Origin of the sequence: Colwellia piezophila ATCC BAA-637, assembly GCF_000378625.1 — a bacterium.
GTDB lineage: Bacteria > Pseudomonadota > Gammaproteobacteria > Enterobacterales > Alteromonadaceae > Colwellia > Colwellia piezophila.
Genome location: NZ_KB905164.1, coordinates 345,140 through 362,612 on the forward strand (window position 1 = coordinate 345,140; position 17,473 = coordinate 362,612).

Annotated in this window: 14 protein-coding genes; 4 read left to right on the forward strand and 10 right to left on the reverse strand. The window is 35.4% G+C overall.

Annotated features, from left to right (window positions below):
- Positions 1-69: 69 nt before the first annotated feature.
- From F580_RS0110300 to F580_RS0110325, 6 genes are all read right to left on the reverse strand, one after another.
- Positions 70-3,264, reverse strand: coding sequence for a UvrD-helicase domain-containing protein (locus F580_RS0110300; RefSeq protein ID WP_019027647.1), 3,195 nt, complete (start codon positions 3,262-3,264; stop codon positions 70-72).
- Position 3,265: 1 nt separating this feature from the next.
- On the reverse strand, positions 3,266-5,959 hold the full coding sequence (locus F580_RS0110305) for a PD-(D/E)XK nuclease family protein (RefSeq protein ID WP_019027648.1): 2,694 nt from the start codon (positions 5,957-5,959) through the stop codon (positions 3,266-3,268).
- 122 nt (positions 5,960-6,081) lie between these two features.
- Positions 6,082-8,244, reverse strand: coding sequence for an AAA family ATPase (locus F580_RS0110310; protein WP_019027649.1), 2,163 nt, complete (start codon positions 8,242-8,244; stop codon positions 6,082-6,084).
- Between the two features lie 253 nt (positions 8,245-8,497).
- Positions 8,498-8,980, reverse strand: coding sequence for a hypothetical protein (locus tag F580_RS0110315; RefSeq protein ID WP_019027650.1), 483 nt, complete (start codon positions 8,978-8,980; stop codon positions 8,498-8,500).
- Between the two features lie 103 nt (positions 8,981-9,083).
- A complete protein-coding gene (locus F580_RS0110320; protein WP_019027651.1) occupies positions 9,084-9,323 on the reverse strand; it encodes a hypothetical protein in 240 nt (79 codons plus the stop codon).
- Between the two features lie 233 nt (positions 9,324-9,556).
- Positions 9,557-10,546, reverse strand: a complete 990-nt coding sequence (locus F580_RS0110325) for a helix-turn-helix transcriptional regulator (protein ID WP_019027652.1) — start codon at positions 10,544-10,546, stop codon at positions 9,557-9,559.
- Positions 10,547-11,486: 940 nt separating this feature from the next.
- Between F580_RS0110325 and F580_RS0110330 the strand changes: the two genes are divergently transcribed.
- Genes F580_RS0110330 through F580_RS0110345 form a run of 4 tightly spaced genes read left to right on the forward strand, consistent with a single transcriptional unit; the run spans position 11,487 to position 13,304 of the window.
- On the forward strand, positions 11,487-12,170 hold the full coding sequence (locus F580_RS0110330) for a hypothetical protein (protein WP_019027653.1): 684 nt from the start codon (positions 11,487-11,489) through the stop codon (positions 12,168-12,170).
- Between the two features lie 41 nt (positions 12,171-12,211).
- On the forward strand, positions 12,212-12,490 hold the full coding sequence (locus F580_RS0110335; RefSeq protein WP_019027654.1) for a hypothetical protein: 279 nt from the start codon (positions 12,212-12,214) through the stop codon (positions 12,488-12,490).
- Positions 12,490-12,801 carry a hypothetical protein gene (locus F580_RS0110340; protein ID WP_019027655.1) on the forward strand — a complete coding sequence of 104 codons (312 nt, stop codon included), beginning with the start codon at positions 12,490-12,492 and terminating at the stop codon, positions 12,799-12,801. Before F580_RS0110335 ends, F580_RS0110340 begins: the two co-directional genes overlap by 1 nt.
- Positions 12,802-12,803: 2 nt before the next feature.
- Positions 12,804-13,304, forward strand: a complete 501-nt coding sequence (locus tag F580_RS0110345) for a hypothetical protein (protein ID WP_019027656.1) — start codon at positions 12,804-12,806, stop codon at positions 13,302-13,304.
- Positions 13,305-13,802: 498 nt separating this feature from the next.
- On the opposite strand, the gene F580_RS0110350 is transcribed toward F580_RS0110345, so the two are convergent.
- The 4 genes from F580_RS0110350 to F580_RS0110370 all read right to left on the reverse strand — a co-directional run bounded on the left by F580_RS0110350 (position 13,803) and on the right by F580_RS0110370 (position 16,689).
- Entirely contained in the window at positions 13,803-14,792 is a 990-nt protein-coding gene (locus F580_RS0110350; protein WP_019027657.1) for a sensor histidine kinase, read from the reverse strand.
- Positions 14,793-14,914: 122 nt separating this feature from the next.
- Positions 14,915-15,190, reverse strand: a complete 276-nt coding sequence (locus F580_RS0110355) for a hypothetical protein (RefSeq protein ID WP_019027658.1) — start codon at positions 15,188-15,190, stop codon at positions 14,915-14,917.
- A gap of 104 nt (positions 15,191-15,294) precedes the next feature.
- Positions 15,295-16,032, reverse strand: a complete 738-nt coding sequence (locus tag F580_RS25505) for an HNH endonuclease (RefSeq protein ID WP_169338306.1) — start codon at positions 16,030-16,032, stop codon at positions 15,295-15,297.
- A 267-nt stretch (positions 16,033-16,299) separates the two neighbouring features.
- Positions 16,300-16,689, reverse strand: coding sequence for a hypothetical protein (locus F580_RS0110370; protein WP_157443071.1), 390 nt, complete (start codon positions 16,687-16,689; stop codon positions 16,300-16,302).
- Between the last annotated feature and the right edge of the window lie 784 nt (positions 16,690-17,473).

Sequence of the window (17,473 nt, forward strand, 5' to 3'; positions counted from 1 at the left end):
AACTTAGATTTTCCTGTTAGTAATACTTCCTGTTAACCCAAAACTTTAATGCTATTATCCATCACATTGCTATACCACTCTTGCTGTTGTTAACCGTCCCTCTCTCACCCAGTTTATGGCAACCCCAATAATCGGCTTGTTCAACGTTATATGTTTTGCATAAGTAAGCAATTGGGGTAGATGATGTTTAAACTGTTTGTCATCGGTTTTACAGTCCGTTTTGTGATCAACTATCCAATAGCCATCATTTGTTTCAACCAGTAAATCAAGTATTCCGCTCAGCGTTGCTCCATTTTCTACTATCGATAACATTGGTAACTCTGTTCTATACGAAGATGCGCTCCAGTTTTTATTGAGCCAAGTTTTAAGGTTATCAACTTGCACAATAAGCTGCTCTTTAAGCTCTTGATTTCCGTTGATCACAGGTAACTTAACAAATAAGCGTTCTCTAATTTCGGGTCTGGTTATGAGTACTTGGTAGCATTGATGTATCCAGGTGCCAACGTCATTAGCTTGATAATTATCAAGACATCCTAAGTTAACTGGTAATCCATACTCTAATGAGACCAATTCACTAATATTATCTACTAAACCATTTTGAATAATATTATTTGCTAAACTTGTAGGGGAAATATTAGCCTGAACACACTCAGGTGTTTTTTGTGCAGTTAAATTTATTCTACCTAATTGCTTAGTTGGCTCTTTATTGGCAATTTTTTTATTTAATTCATCTGAATAGTGTGCTGCTTTGTGGGAGTATTTATCAAGGTTTATACGATTGACATAACTCTGCATTGTATTTGGCTTATCGGTTTCAAACCAAGGAAGTATTAACTGCTCTCTTGCTCTTGTCATGACAACATATGTTAAATTTTTCAATGTCTCTTGCTCAAATGGCATCAACATATCAATAAACTTTTGTTTTGTTTCAGAGTCATCAAAACTAGTAACGATTTGAGTAAATGCATTCTCTAACATTTCATCAACATCATTATCTGAATTGTACTGAACAGAAATATGCGGAAGTCTTACATTAACTTCCTTCTCTAACCCTAAGACAATAACAATCGGCCATTCTAGTCCTTTAGAAGCATACCAAGTACTTAGCACTACGGCATTTTGATTGTCACCATTTACATCAGGTTGTTTACCAAAATCATCTCGATTCACCTTTAGCCATATCAAAAAACTTGATAAACCTTTTCCGTAAATACCTTGGGCTTTAAGTGAAGAATATTCTGACTTTTCAAATACACCTACGAGGTGAATTAGTTTTAGTAAGTTAGTACGTTGTTGTTGATTACTCTGAGATTCGTTTATAGCTGCAAATTTATCCCACAAACCTAAATCATCAATACACCGCTGCACTAAGTGTTTTATAGAGCTGAATTTTGATTGTCTTGATAATTCATTTAGAACTTCAACCTCTATGAATTCAAACCTTCTAGGTTTATCTTGTTTTAAATACTCACTAAAAACATCTTGCAGATGAACACTCGGGTCACGGAGCACTTTCAAATAAAGTAATGCATGTTGATCTCTTGGGTCAGCAATGTAGCTTAATGCATAAAACAATTCCTTTATTGAGTCTGACTCAAACCACCCGCTTCTTTTAATTTGTGGTTGAATACCTGCCTGACGTAATGCAAAGGCAAAACGATTTAAATCGTTATGAGTTTTTCCTAAAACAGCAATATCATTCGGTCTGATTTTTCTTTTTAAACCAGTTACTTTATCCGTTATTTCCTTATCTGAATCAAGCAATACTTTTATTTCAGGCACAATAGCAAAAGCTCCTTCGCTGCTGTAACCTCGCTTGTTTTTACTTGCTTTACTTCCCCATAGCTCAGGGGAAAAATTAATAACTACAACAGGATCTAGCTCACTAGCAATCTGTGCTCGTGGTGTTAACTTCTGATATTGCTCCTTAAATAGTTTTGGGCCTAGCTTATTTACAAATTCCATAACTTCATTTGTACTACGCCAGTTACTAGTTAACTCACGAGAGCAGTCTGGGTTTTGCTTAAGCAAGCTTTCAAACAAACGCTTATCAGCTCCTTGAAAACCCATAATTGACTGCTTAACATCTCCCACAATCAATGTAGGAATCCCTACTTTTTGAAAAGCCCAAAGTAAAGCAAATTGTAACGGGTTAGTATCTTGAAATTCATCAATGATTAAACAGTCATACTGATATTTCATTTCAGACAAGTATTGCTCTTCTTTCATTAACTTCTCTGAAAGAGTAACCATGTCGTTGAAATCTATTAAACCTGATGAGTTTTTACCTGCTTGATATTCTCCAAGAGCAAGTTTGGCACTATTTAAAAGCATAGCTATTTTAGCTAAAGATTTGTTCAATGGCCCAGGGTGAACTTTTAACTTATCGGCTGCTGCCCATAAAGCAAATGCTAGTGATGAATCTTCATGTTTTGAATCACCTGTTTTTTTATTAAAAATTTTGGGGGCTGTTTCTATACTTTGTAATTTTGTCCATAACTTCCAGTCATCTTTTATGTTATCCGGAGTAACATCAAAAATTGTTGTAACGAAACTTCGTGTAGCGGTATTACTTCCCCACTCATCAATAAGCTCTTCGAAGGTGTATTTGTTCTGGATAACTTGTACTGCTTTCATTAAGGAGTCATTTAGTGTGCTTTCTTTTGATAAGCCCTTACCATAAGTAATACGAACAGACTCTAAAGCCTGTTCAACTAAGCCGTTAAAGTTATTACTATGAATTTTCCCTCCCAAATTTAATAACGACGATATTGTAGCTAGTAAATCATTTTTAAGTTGTTCAGAGGCACTTATAAAGTCCTTACCTTTTTTCAGCTTATAATCCCAGTAAGGCAATCGACTGAGGATAGGGTCAATATCTTCAACATCGCTCAGTGCTCGACTAATTAGAATGCGTTGCTCTGCTTCTGTTAGTTGTTTAGGCTCAGGAGAGCTTCCTTTTTCAAATGCAAAACGCTCAATTAAAGACAATCCAAAACCATGAATTGTTGATATAGATGACTGTTGAAGTAATTTAGATTCCTCGTGCAAGCCTTTTTGTATTAAAGCTAACCTAATACGTTCTTGCATTTCATTTGCTGCTGCATTTGTGAAGGTAACTGCCAATATACGATCCGCTTTAACATTGCCCTGACAAATCCAGTCAGTTAACGTTTTTTGAATATGATATGTTTTACCGGCTCCAGCTCCTGCTTTAATTAAATTTAAAGGCTGATAAGGAGTTATAAGTTCATTTAATGCCATGTTATTGTTCTCCTTCAGGTTTCATAAATAGTTTAACTAATGGGTGTCTTTCAAATATATATTCAGCAGCTATGCCAAGCTCGTTCCATTTTTGATTGTCCTCATCGCTATTTAATTTAATCTGTCCTTTTCGTAACTCACTAATTCTTTCTTCTACTTTTTCAATAGCTAATGATGATTGTTCCTCTAGACTTACTCTGGGCCTTACCTGTTCAATATCAGCATTATTCGAATGTGGAATTCCATCAACTAACAGTTTTTTATCATTCAGTGTGTAATAGCCACTATTAACATTACTCACACTAACTTTTGTCATTTGTTGATATAACTCTCTGTAAATATATGTCTGAAGATCGAAACCTTCATTTAACATCTTTAATCGTTTATCTGACTTAGATTTCTTATAGTCGAGAATTAATGTTTCATTATCCTGTTCAAAAATTGAATCAGCAAAACCCCGTAGTGGGAGCCCCCATAAAGAGCCAAACATTTCTAGTTCAGTTTCCTTAATGTTCCACTTTTGCTTTTGGCACCACTCAACAAAGGGGATAAGCGACTTCTGAATTTCGTTTTGTAATTGTAAGCGCTCTATACGCCAAAAAGGGGTAAGTAAGAATGGAGCTTCTATGGAAATAGCTTCATTAAATAAAGTGACATACTCTTCAATACTTAACTTACTTTCCGTATCAAATTGCAATTCAAACACTTTATGAGCAATAGTTCCTTGTAGGGATATACTAAGCTCTTGAACATCCCAACCTTTACTGGTCAAGCCTTGGCGGTTCAGAAACCATGCTAAAGGTGAAACCAACATATCATTAAGGCTACTTGGTGATTCCGTTCGTTGGTTTCCATTTATATCCTGATTAATTTCAATCAAATCTATTCCCAGCTCAATATCACTCAACTCGATAACAGTTTTAGGCTTAACTTTGGCTGTTTCCATTTCATGCGAAATAAATGGTAATTTAATCTCACTGCTATGAACTCTTTCGATTAATAACTCAGGCTTAACTCCTTCCATAGGTTGAAAGCAAAGAGCCATATCTAGTAATGTTGCGCTGGGTTGAATTGTAGAGCCATCATAGCTTTGCTCTGACAAGAGTAATGTAATCGAATGACTAGCTTTAGATAGGTTATTTCTTAAAAGTGCTTGAAGGTAATTCTGTTTAGCTGATGTACGATCAAATTCTAGCCCCGTCTGCATGGATAAATATTTCAAATTATTTTTAGTAAAAACACCTTTAATCGCCGGTGTAGCCTCATAAGAGCCTTGGTTAAAACCAAGAATAAAAAGGTGTTTTACATGCGATAATAAAACTTCTGACTCCTCCAGAACCAAGATCCCATTTTGAAGCTCACCAGGAGAAGTATTATCATTAGAGAAATTTTTGGGTTGAATTTGATTAATTAGCAGGTTTAGCTGTTGCTTCAGATCGACTTGCTGCATCTGTGTTTGATAAATTTTTAATTCATCAATAACCTCCAAACACACTTTTTTAGAAGCATATCTAGCGTCTTTAGGAAATCTCAAATGCTCTATTATTTGCTCTAACCAAACAGCCCAATTAGAAACAGAGTCACAACATAGTACCTCTAATAGAGCGTTATCTGGTTCAGGAAACTCTATGTTAGCTCGAGTGTTTCTGAAGCTGCCCTTAAAACACAGATCAGCGTACTTTTGACTAGTATACTTTGACCAAGGCATTAATGGATTAGTTATAATTGCAGCCAAACTCATTGGTGCATATGCATCCCTATAATCTGTCAGCTCTTGGAAATATATCAAACAATCCTTTATTAACTGTAACTCCCATTGATAAGCACTGCTAACGGCTTGTTTATTGGAGCTTAAAATACCAGCATAATTCATCAAATCTGGTAGTGTTGACTCCATTTCTGAATGACTAGGGACAATTACTGCAATCTCATTTGGATTTGTACCTGAATCTATTGCACTTTTTAACATACCAACAGTTACTTCCGACTCTTGTAAGCTGTCTCGACAGGATAACCAATGAATATTGTTAGGTGCTGATGAGTGATGTAAATCAGATGCATTAAAAAGTTGTTTACTTAAGAAGCAAAGTTCCCCACTTATATCAGGGTGTGCTTGATATACTTCAGTTAATGCAGAAGTAATCAAAGCAGAGTCTTCTTGCTCTGTTCTTAAACTCAAGAGTTTATCAACTACCTGTGTTTGCCAGAGTTCTAAATCTAGAAGCTCAGGGGAACATATTAATTCTAATGACTCGATTGACTGTAAATCTGCCACCTTTAACCAAGCTGCTGATAACAATTGAATACGCGGCCTGCAATGTTCCAAAGAATCAAAGAGTATGACTAAATCATTATAATATCGAGCCATTCTAGTTGAGCTATCTTTCAATAACTCTAGAGGTTCATTGAGAGGTAATGCAGATAGGATTAATCTCAGACTTGACTCGACAGAAGCCAAGCTAGCAATTCGATCAACCATGATACTTTCAGACCAGAAAGCATCATTTGCTTCTAATGCTTTATCTGATAGGTTTTGCTTAAAGTCATCTTCAATATTGGGAATTAACCAAAGTTCAGACAAAAGCTCAATTAGAGAAGTAAACGTTCCTACTTTTGTATTAACAGCGCCTGTCGAAGCCAACTTTTTTCTCACTACTGATGCAGATAGTGAGTCGGTAACTAGTACAAATCTCATATAATTCCCTTTATTTGATGTAGTTATAATGTACATGTTTTAAACGTATATAGTTTTTTAATTTATATAAATCGTTGAATAAAGCTTATTTATTGTTCTAAACCAGTGTTTTTTTTTAAATATCATAAGAAACCAATAGAGCTTGTATTAGGACTTTTATAAGTAGACTCTTGCTGTAAGTAATTCAAAACGAAGTGTTCATCTAACTTACCTAGTAATGTACATTTTCTGGCTACTACTAAGAAATCACCTGGAGTTAAATTAACTAGTTTTTCAAGTTTACCTTTCGTTTTTTGGGTTATTTGAGGCGTTAATTGTTTAAACATTTTTATCGATTGCTCATGTTTTAAATAATCCAACTTTATTTTAAAATCAAAACGCCTAGCAACAGCATGATCTAGCTTTTTATTAAAGTTTGTTGTTGCTATAAAGACACCATCAAAGTTTTCCATTTGAGTCAGCATTTCATTCACCATAGTTGATTCCCAGTTCTGACTGCTACCCTCACGAGAGTTTAAGAAACTGTCGACTTCATCCAACAATAATATCGCCCCTCTTTCTTTTGCCTCATCGAAGGCTGCAGCTATATTTTTTTCAGTTTCCCCAACATATGCACCTAGTAGATCAGAAGCGCTTTTAGTGATTAATGGCATATCAACCTCTTCTGCTAAATACTTAGCATAAGCCGATTTCCCTGTCCCTGGAGGCCCATAAAGAAGTATGCGAGACTCACCTAAACGGCTGATACCTTTTTGCACAACTTTCAAGTCATGCCCAATACAATTGGTCAGTGATAAGTCATAGTCTAAATGTGAAGACTTTTGTATATCTTTTAATTTTGGGTAACTACCTGCAACGAGATACCCATTTAACAACATAGTCATTTGCTCTTCTGCTTTAGTTGCCGTCAGGCCAAACGTTTTTGTTACGTTAATCGTTTTTTCTATATGCGCAATTGAAAGGTTTTTGTGATGGCAAATATGTTCAATGAAATCGCTTGATAAGCGTAATCCCTTACTTAATTTCCTAATTTTATTTTCATAATTTTCTGGCTCTGGTGATGTGATCTCCATCACCATATCAAAACGACGTACATAAGCATCATCAAGGCTTGATGGGGTATTAGTTATCCAAATTGTTGGCTTAATAGAACATTCTAAAATTTTGTTTACCTGATGTTTTCTTATATTCCTACCACTTGAAGTACTCTCATAAAAGAAATCATCACATTCATCGACTAACAAAATAATATTGCCTAGCTGTTCACATAGTACTTGAGTCCGTAATAACTCACTTGCCATATTTTCGGAAAGATTACCGCGCCCATCATTATTTGAGTTTTTACTAATATCAAATAAATCACAGCCAAGAGCATTGGCAATCGTTTTAACTAATTCGGTTTTACCCACACCTGGCTCACCATGCAATAAAATATTCACTCCTCTTTGTTTAAGTGCTATTGCGGTCTCTAAATATTGGTACATGGGTATAAACTGATCGGAGGAAAAGTCTAATGGTGTCAATGAGGCTTTATAGTTTAATTGATAACACTGTCTAATTAAGTGCTCTACAGAAGTCAGTTCTGGATGGCTACTGATAACAGGAATAAACTTCTGAGGAAGCTCGATATTCGCCAGCATTATCCTTATATCAATACATGAATAGCTTTGAAGGTGAATACTTTCTTCATCTTGATTCACTAATAAACTATCACAGCCTTGTTCGAGTAGTTCATGCCCTATAAGTGCCTTATTAATATCACTTTCACTGATACCAATAATATTTAACAGTAGAAATTTAGAATCTTCATTATTACCGTAGTCAGAATTAAGCTCATCAACCAATTGACGAAAAGGATCTGAAACCTGTTTAAGGTAACAAAATAGATACAACCTGAAATATAAGCGAGGATGTTTTGTCTTTTTCGTTAATGTGCGAATGTTTTGGTAAAACTTTGCAGCTTTCAATGTGGACAATGACGTTTCATCAATGATATTGCTCAGCCATTTCAGTTGATGATCTTGTTTAGTATTTTTTGTTTTACGTAAGAATTTTGGGATATCAATTTTTTGTAGGCCACTTACAAAACGTCTTGGCATACCTAACGCTGCCAAGCTACGAACTATGAGAGACTCATCAATCAAATCATCTAAGGTTAAACAATGAGTTTGAATTTGCTGAAGTAATTTATAAATGCAACAAAGCACTAGTGGTTGCTCATGAATAGTTAATGCATAAGGTTTAGCTTCTATTTCTAATGCGGGAGTTTTTTTTCTAATAGCCATAGTTGTCTCTTTTAGTACTTAAATAAAGGAACTATGACTATTGTATTTGTGCCACCGACAGCTGGTGTCGGCGTCTGTGGTTATTTACCTCCTAGAGTCAAGGATTTCAAAACCTAATTTTTCATCTTCAACAACAAGTTTTAGGTTGATCTTGGGAAGAACTTCATTAAGTGTATTAATAAATAACATTTCTGAATCTATTATTTCGCAAGAATCCAAGACAATCCAAAGCTCTTTTGCTTTAGGGTCTCCATCATAATATTGATAATCTAAAAGCTGCCCTTATAGCTCTTTTAGACATCCCTGAGTAGCTTGAAACACTTTTTAGTTCAGCGTAAATCGTTTCTTTCTCTTTTAACAATTCTTTGTTTTTTGACAAAACAACATCTATACGATCACGAGCATTAGCTCTTTGCTCAAGACTTTCAAGTGAATATTCAGATTTGGTTTTAATCCACTTAACAAAGTTTTGAGTCAATTTTTTTTCATTCTTATTTGCATAGATCTTCCCTCCCTTCATAATTCGTTCTTCAAGGCCTAACCCATCCCCTGATACCTCTTCTTTATTTGAGTTGCCCGAATCATCACTATCACTTTCATCTGTAGGACCCACATAAGCGTCAGGGAAACTTCCATCTTGGAAGTCTTTACTAATTTCGTTAATTTTCCGATTGAAATATTTGAGCAAAGACCTAAAAGTATCCACTCTATCAGTAAAATCAGGTGGTAAAATCATATGAACGATTTTTGAGTTTTCACCAGATGAGACTTCTAAACGAGGTTGCTCTCCACCTACAAAATGTTTACGAAGAAATTTAACAATTTTATTTTTAGAATAATTATTTTTGAGAAGACTTGCTTCTTAGCTCGAAATCTAACTTGTCTGGTTTGCTATCAGTGTTGATCCAAAATTTAACTTCAACTGTATTATCGTCAAGATGATCTTGGTAAATTTTAGTTAAAACTGTACTTCGTAATTTAAAGTGTTTTTTATAAAGTTGATGTCCCGGGTCCCAATAGGATTCAAATAAATCGCCAAGTTCTCCGTACATTTTTTTATTCATTTCTTTTGGATTCATGCTCTATCCTACTGGCTAATTTTATTGATTTACACCTAAGGGGCTTTGATTTATTATCATCAATATTTCCCTTAGCGTTTAGGCGTTAATACTGACAAAAAATTCAGGTTAAACATTTAGGCTCTTAACTGTTCTTGTTCTGCATAATCAGAGTGTTTTTTATTGATTCAACTATAACTTTGCTAATAGCTCTAACTTTACTTTCCATTTTATTCCCATAAACATTCAATTATTCAAAACACTTCACCTGTTTTACGCTCTTCTAGAGCATCAACTAAATTTTCTGGCTCCAATACCTGCACCAATTTACCGTAACCTAATAAAAAGTGAACAAGAGTATAGGTAAAATCTACCGTCGCTGTTAACAACGCGCACTGTCGTCCAGTACTGCCCGTAAAAAATTTAAGATGTTGATCATCACTAAGTTTTGAATTTTCTAGTAGATTTAAGGCTGGGCCAGAAATGTTCATTTTTAGCAATATTGGTTCTTCACTTATCATGAAGCCAGTTACATCCGAGCGTATAAATACTGAAACATCATCAGCACTCGGCAAATTATCTAAAAATTGGCGCTCTACTGATTGTATTTGTGATAATTTGAATAATTGAAAGGTATCTGGTGAGCTAAGCTTGCTCGCCACTAAATACTGAACATAGTCTTTTATAATCAAACCATGAGCACTTAATGCATAATCGGCAACATCGCCATTGTTTTTTCGGTAATTGATCTTTATTTGCTGAGCTTGTGCAACTGCCTCATAAACATCTTCCCTAATCTGTTCATTAACCTCAGCAACAATCAAGGGCACCATACCTTGAACAACCTTTATTTTATCTTGCCAGTTTGCCATAACCGTATTCTGTGACAAAGTAGCCTCAGCTTTATCAAATCGTGGCTCTAAGGACTGCAAGGCTTTAAATGGCATAATATTTTTCAAATGCTCTTTAGCTTGCAGTAGTAATAAAGATTCGCTTGGGGAAAGTGCAGGCAACAACTCGCGGGCATGGTTTATATAAGACCACTTATACCCCTCAGGACTATCATAATTAATTAACCCCATAACATCAGCAAGCTTATGTAAATCTCGCTCGACAGTGCGAGTAGATGTTTTAAAACCATCATCTATTAACCGCTGATATAAATCCTTAGTCAGAACAAAAGCGGGATGCTTAGGGATAATTTTAAGCATGGTGATTTGTCTTAAAATAGTACTCTTATTCATGATGTTCCTTCACCTAACAAAAAATCACTATAGCACCTTAATCGTCAAATAGTGTCGCTATGGGTAAGTCTGTTTAAAAATTATTTGACCACTTGCTTTGCCAACAAATTATCGTAAAAAATCAACATATACTTTAAAAAACCTTGTAATAGATAGATATCTACGATTTGTCCAACAGCAAGTAATAGTCTCCTCTCGACAGCCCTCTTAAAATATCACTTTCGCCTGCACTAGAGTCACTTTGAAAACTTTTCGAGCAAATTGAAATCACAAGAAAACAACACAGAAAAACATCGTCAAATCGACCCCATAATACAGTGAAGAATAAATATAACTAAAATACAAAAGCTTGGCATAGTAACTTGTATCAAACACACAAGCAGGTAAGGATTACTTTTTCGAGTTCATTGGAGAAACTAACACTACAGATGTGAGGCTATTTGAACCAATAGCGTACTGGATTAACGACAGGTTTAAAGCAGAAGAAAGCAACAACTAGTAGGTGTACCTTACCCGTAGTTATGCGTTAGTCAGGCAAACACCTAAACAAATATCGTCTAATTCTAGTGCGCTTTTTAGTGCGCTTTTTAGTGCCTAGAATAGCTTTCCAGTAACTTTTAGAGCTGTCACTTGCTAGTAGGTCATGATTTTCTTAGTCTTTATTTCTTTATATAGCTCTTGGCTTCTACACCACCTCACTATCTAATTTCCTTTTCATAAATCAAATAAAAACAAAAGTAAACTTGGCGTAAATTGCACACTAAATAGACGCTATATGCACAGTATTAATTATTACCTCTCTGTAAAATCCCCGTCATAGATAAGCGTGAAATTAAATAAGGAATAAATAATGAAATATCTGTTATCCATAGTCATAGCATTGACTCTAACTGCATGTGGTGGTTCATCTGAATAGTCAGCACCAATCATTGAACCTATTATGGTGGAGCCACCTGTTGACTGTACAACTGATTGTGATGTGTACGTAAACCCAATTGAAGTTATTGTAGAGCCTATAGATGGCACACCAATAGACTATTGTGATGATTTAGGGATATGTGACGTGGTAGTTGAGCCACTACCGGAAGAATGTATGCCTGTGGCTAAAGTAGTTACGCTGGTCGCACATGATTTAGCTGTAGACCTAATCAACTCATGCACTAATGACTTTTGGGTGGTTCCTGTTTCGCTTGAGTTAGGAGCTGCATTTGATTGGTCTATGGCAACAGCATTTAACGCTGAACTATCATCATCGACCCAATCTCATATGAATGCGTTCATATATGGGGAAGACGCGGTAGATGGTTATGCTCTTAAGCAGCGTATGAATAACGTAATGCAAAGCAATTTTTATACTTTTAAGAGTACATTGTGGACTGATAATGATGACTACTCCGTGGCGTATGTAATAAAGAACGGTAGTGCGAAGATGGTGACATACCAAACAACATCCACATATACGGAATGTATATTATCAAGTAGGACTTCTGCATATTGTGACGTTGGTAATCAGCGCCATTGGTTAACAGTAGAGCAGTTCGATGCAATACCCGAACCAGCCAATATAAAAGACGATTTCGCATTCATTGTATGGTCATACATAAAAGCTGAGTTGTACCTGTAATTTAATTTAACACCAAGCCCTACATGGCTATAGGAAAAGTAATGAAAGCATTAAAAGTTATAGGATTAGGTTTAGTTATTGCTGTCGGTGTATTTGGTGGTATGCAGTTACACACTAATTACCAACAAAAGAAACAGCTACTCTTGGATATGAAGACCCAAGTAATGCACACAGAACATGCTAACAAAGCACGCTGTATTGGTGCAAAAATAACACTGAAAACTGCTAAAGATTTATTAGAGTTGATTCCTGAAAGTAGTAAAGCAGCAGCACACCTTGCCGAAGTTAAACTTAAAGTAAGTCAAATGGGGTGTAAATAATGAAAGCGTTAGCAGTAATATTATTAGCTTTAACTTTAACAGCATGTGGTGAGCCAGAATACATTATCTATGGTTCAAAAGAGTTATCTGTACTTGAGCATAAAATTAAACATGATGCTTGTTCTACTGAATGGCAAGCATACAAGGTAACTGAAAAAGACGGATGGGCAAACTTATTTGTGGATGAAGATGGTAAGTCGCAAGGTATCATAGATGTAGACCGTGAACCTAAATATGTAGCAGCTGAGCAGTATGACATTTGTTATATGAATTACTTAGTAGATAACAATATTCAAATAGTGCAGAGATAATTATGAGAGCAGTAATAGTAAGTTTAGTATTAGCATTTGGTTTAGTTGGTTGTGGCAGTAGTTCAGAAGAGGCAGAACTACACTGCTCATACCACACGGATTACACAGTTACTGTTCACCCTGACCTAGAGGTGCACACACTAGCTACCAACCTTTGTAATGAAGTGGATGAGATTGGCACTAATAACAACATCATTTTATCAGTACATACAGAGGCTGTTGGCAACAAGCAGAGCTATGCAGCGTTCAGTGATTCACGTGATATATATAAATATTCAGAGCGTAATGACCGTACTGACATAATTGGTTGGGATACCTACAATTGGTACTTTCTCAAGGATGGGTCACCAAGCTATATTGCAGCATACGTAAACGGCAAAACTACTATGTATCATGATATTGATATGACTGACCCTCGTAACATTGAAGCTAATGACCACATGTTACAGCTTAGAGTTGACGCGATAGATGCAATGCAAGACCACATTCAGTTTTACAAGTAATGAATTAACCTTCATTCACTAAGCACAGCAAACCTTTAACATATTAAGCCCACTTAATCAGTGGGTTTTTTATTACCTAAAGGAAATTAGGTGGTTGTACTTTATGACTTAAAGAGACGGTCGTAACTGTAATTAAACCGCGAATACCCTCGGTGATTAGTATCAGCAGTAAATCATATCAACTGACGAATAACTCACGTTAATACACTGATGGTCACCCGCTATACATACCACTTAATGACGATTAGATATTTCTCTAGCTCAGGTGTTATGTAGTAACCAATGTAGTAAACAGTGCCGATATGTCACACAAGGCATAAGTAGATTCCCCCCCCGCACTACATAACAGAATAGACCTTTGAAAATTAAACGGTTAAAAATATCATTTCAAGAATGATTAGCTGTCACTTAATACCACATTGAAGACATTAGCTAATAAGCGCTAATCAATGCTTCGGATTAGATTTTGTCCTGCTTTATTGCATTGTTAGCTCTAATTTAGTACAACTTTGACATACCTGAGGCTTTTTTAGAAATTCCACTTGCTTCTGCTTCTTCCTCACCTGAACTTATAATGTCATCTAGAAGCTGGCTAAACTGTTGAGGTGGTCGCTGTAATTGCATTCCAAAATAAGTACCACTAAAATTTAGAGTTGCTTGACTAACATTCTTACCATGTCCGACTAATCTAGCGGTGCCACTTCCTAAAACATACCAGCCAAAGCTAGAAGCTAGTTGACTTAATACATATAACCCAAATCCTGAATTATCGTAAATGTTTTGAGCCTGATCTATATTACTCGTACTTGAAACACCCTGTTTTATAGCCATAGATAGTGCTTCATTATCGCTAGGTATACGGTGAGATCTTTTTAAAGAATTAGCTATACCGACACCTTCATCTATAACTGCAATTTCAACTTTACCATTCCACCAACGTTGACCACAGACATAACATTCTGTTGCTTCAGAGTGTTCAAATACATTACGAATAATTTCACGAAGTGCATAATTATAAAGTCTATTTTCTTCAGTATCTTCCACTGTACCTGAAACAACTCTAGCGAGACCTCTTACACTAGACATTATTTTGTCGTACCAAATTTGGAGTTCTTGTGAATTAGCATCATACGCTGGCTTTACGATTCTAGTGATAGGTAAATAAGCAGAGGAACCTCTAGCTTGACCTACTTGATTTCCTCCACCCATCATTATGAAATCAAAAAAGCCTAAATGCATAAGATACGAATGCACATTATTCGAGCTATTGTGACCTGACTTTGTTGTATTTAGTCTTTTTTTTTGACGATTAATTATCCACTTCCTTAGTTTAGAACCAGCAACAAGCATAGCCGTAGGAAATGAGTACCTTAATGTCGAGCAATCAATACAGACATCTGGTGTATCTTGGTGAAGTTCTAATTGATCAAAAAATGGTGCAAGAGTATCTCTATCAAATCGTTCAGGAAAAAATATTGTAGTCATCATCGATCCATCTTGAGAGCTAACGCCTAAATAATAGGCTAAGTAATGGTTGCTAAAATGTGAAACGGAGTGGAACCGAGCAAGCGTTACGTGTCCCTGTTTATTTTCTTGTTATACAGCGGACTCTATTCGGGGTCATCTATCAACAGACTATAAACTGCCATTCCGACACCAATAAAACTTAGAAAAGCTAAAATCCCGATAACCTGAATGTTAGGTTTTTCTCTTTTAGACTCTATATAAAGACCTAAACACATTGCTATTAATGAAGTGATTAACATAGAAATAAAAAGCTGAGTATCGCCATCCGCATTAGCTCTTGCACTTACAATCTCAGGAATCACGATAAAACAACTTAAAGAGGCTATTACACCAATTATTTTTGCCACCGACTTATTCATCTATTCTCCGAGTCTGTCAACGCCACCTTAAGCGGCAAAATAAAGTTGGCTAAAATAAGCGACGAATGAGCAAAAGCCAACTGTATTTTGTCCTTTTAAACGACTTATATTTTTATGATATCTTTAAGTGCATCTATAGACAGCAGACTTTCTCCTCGATGCAACATTTTGTGGCAATTTGAACAAACAAGAGCAAGTTCAGAAATCTTTGTTTTATGGTTAGGCGGCATTTTAGAAACAGGTATCGTATGGTGAGCCTCGATAAAACCAAAACCCAAATCGCCGTAAACCGCCTTAAAATCAGTAGAGCATACTTCACACTCTAATTTACCTGTTTTAGCTAGTCGTTCTTTTTTTGCATCTATAGGAGCAGAACCATTACGCTCTTTACTTTTATGTATTTTATATTTTTCTTTACCTTCAGGGTATAAATCCCCATCCTTTTTATCACTAACATTGCCTTTTAACTTTGAAAGATTTAATAGGCGATCAATCTCGCTTTGCATTTTTTGGGTTCTAACATAGCAAGTTCTATTACTGAAGATAAAATGATCTATTTTTTCTGATGACTGGTAAGTTTTAATTTCACTTAACTTATGACCTACAGTAAATTTTTTATTCCTTTTCTTGTCATGTTTAATGTCTCCATTAAATATAGCTTTAGCAATTAGAACGCTTTTAAATAAATAGTAAATGCTATCCCCTGCATTTAATTCTCTTCTTTCGCCGGTATCAAAAAAGCAAAATTCATTTTCATTTATGAGTGTATCTGAAAAATATTTAGTCACATCGTTAAAAGAAGAAAAACCTCCTTTGGGACTTAATCTAAAGACAAGGTTCAAGGTAACCTCCTTAAAATATAACGCCCACATTAAGCGGACAAAGATTGTTGGCTATATTGTGGAGCGAAGCGGAACCTAACCAACTATTTTAGTTCCGTTTAAGTGCCTTGTTAGGCTTTAAGTTTGTGAACATTTTCCAATATTTTAGCAGCCTTAATAACGGACTCAGAGTCTTCAGTTACACCTGACAACATATTGTCTATCTCAACTAATATTTTATCTTTTAATTCATCTAGCAATAGTGCAGCTACACTAGCACCGTATTCGTTAATATAATCTGCCTGATGCGGGAGTACTGTTTTTTACAACCTGAATCATTTGTTCGGTATTCAAAAATTTATTACCTAAGCCTTTCTCATATAAAGTTGCTTGGGCTATGAAGTGCCAAATGATTGTTTGATATGCCTCATAATAAGACCAAGCAGATTTAGTTACGAAAGGCCTAATTAACTCAGCATTTACTTCTGACATTTTTTCAGTGTCTGCTTGCCCTGCAATAAACTTAAAAAATAATTGCAGTTTTTCATCTTTATCTACATTTTTATCTACGATCTCTGCTTTTACTCGAAACATCATTTCTGATACACGTCTTCCACCAGAAACTAGTATCGTAGCTTTCCAAAGCATTTCTGAAGCTATAATTCGTTTTTCAAACAATATGCTTTGGCGATGGTTTAAACCATTAATACCAGAGCTTTTTAAAGCATCAAACTCTTGTTGCTTTATTTGAATATCAGCCTTAATTTTTTCTAATTTTTGATCCTATTCATGTCTTACTGCATTTGTGAGTCTAGTCGAGATCAAATTCCTGCATAAATATCCCAGTACTCCAACTACTGAAGTTATTGCGATGGAAGGAAACCAATCAATTAATGAAAACATGCATTCTCCAATTAAAGCCTAACAGTTTATTATGGATACGTCTCAGTAATGTCCGCACCATAAAGATTAAATAATTTATATTAATATCCCATAATATCAATATATTAGAAACCGTAAACAGTAACTTTTTTATAAGTAGCTGGATGTTACTAAGACGTCGCAGTAATAAGCTAACGTAAAAATATAATAATTAAAATAATTTCAAGTAGTTATATAAACACCATACTGGTTGAGGTGTGTTACTAAGACGTCTCAGTAACATCAGAGGAATGACTCATTAGAAAATAGGCTCTTCTCCGCTTTGATGCAAATAATTGTATCTTCTGGCTAATCTATCATATTGATTTAATATTATTTTTTCACCCAATTGAATAATGATCAAGTCATGCCAACTATCTCTTCAACACTTTTTCAACTTCCAGGACAGTGTATTGAATCAATAACACTTGATAATGAGCATACTGTTGTCATTCAGTGTCGACGGGATAAACGTAGAAAGCCTATCGATCCAAGAACAAATCAATCAGGAACGATCAACCGTTATGTCCGTCGAAGAGTG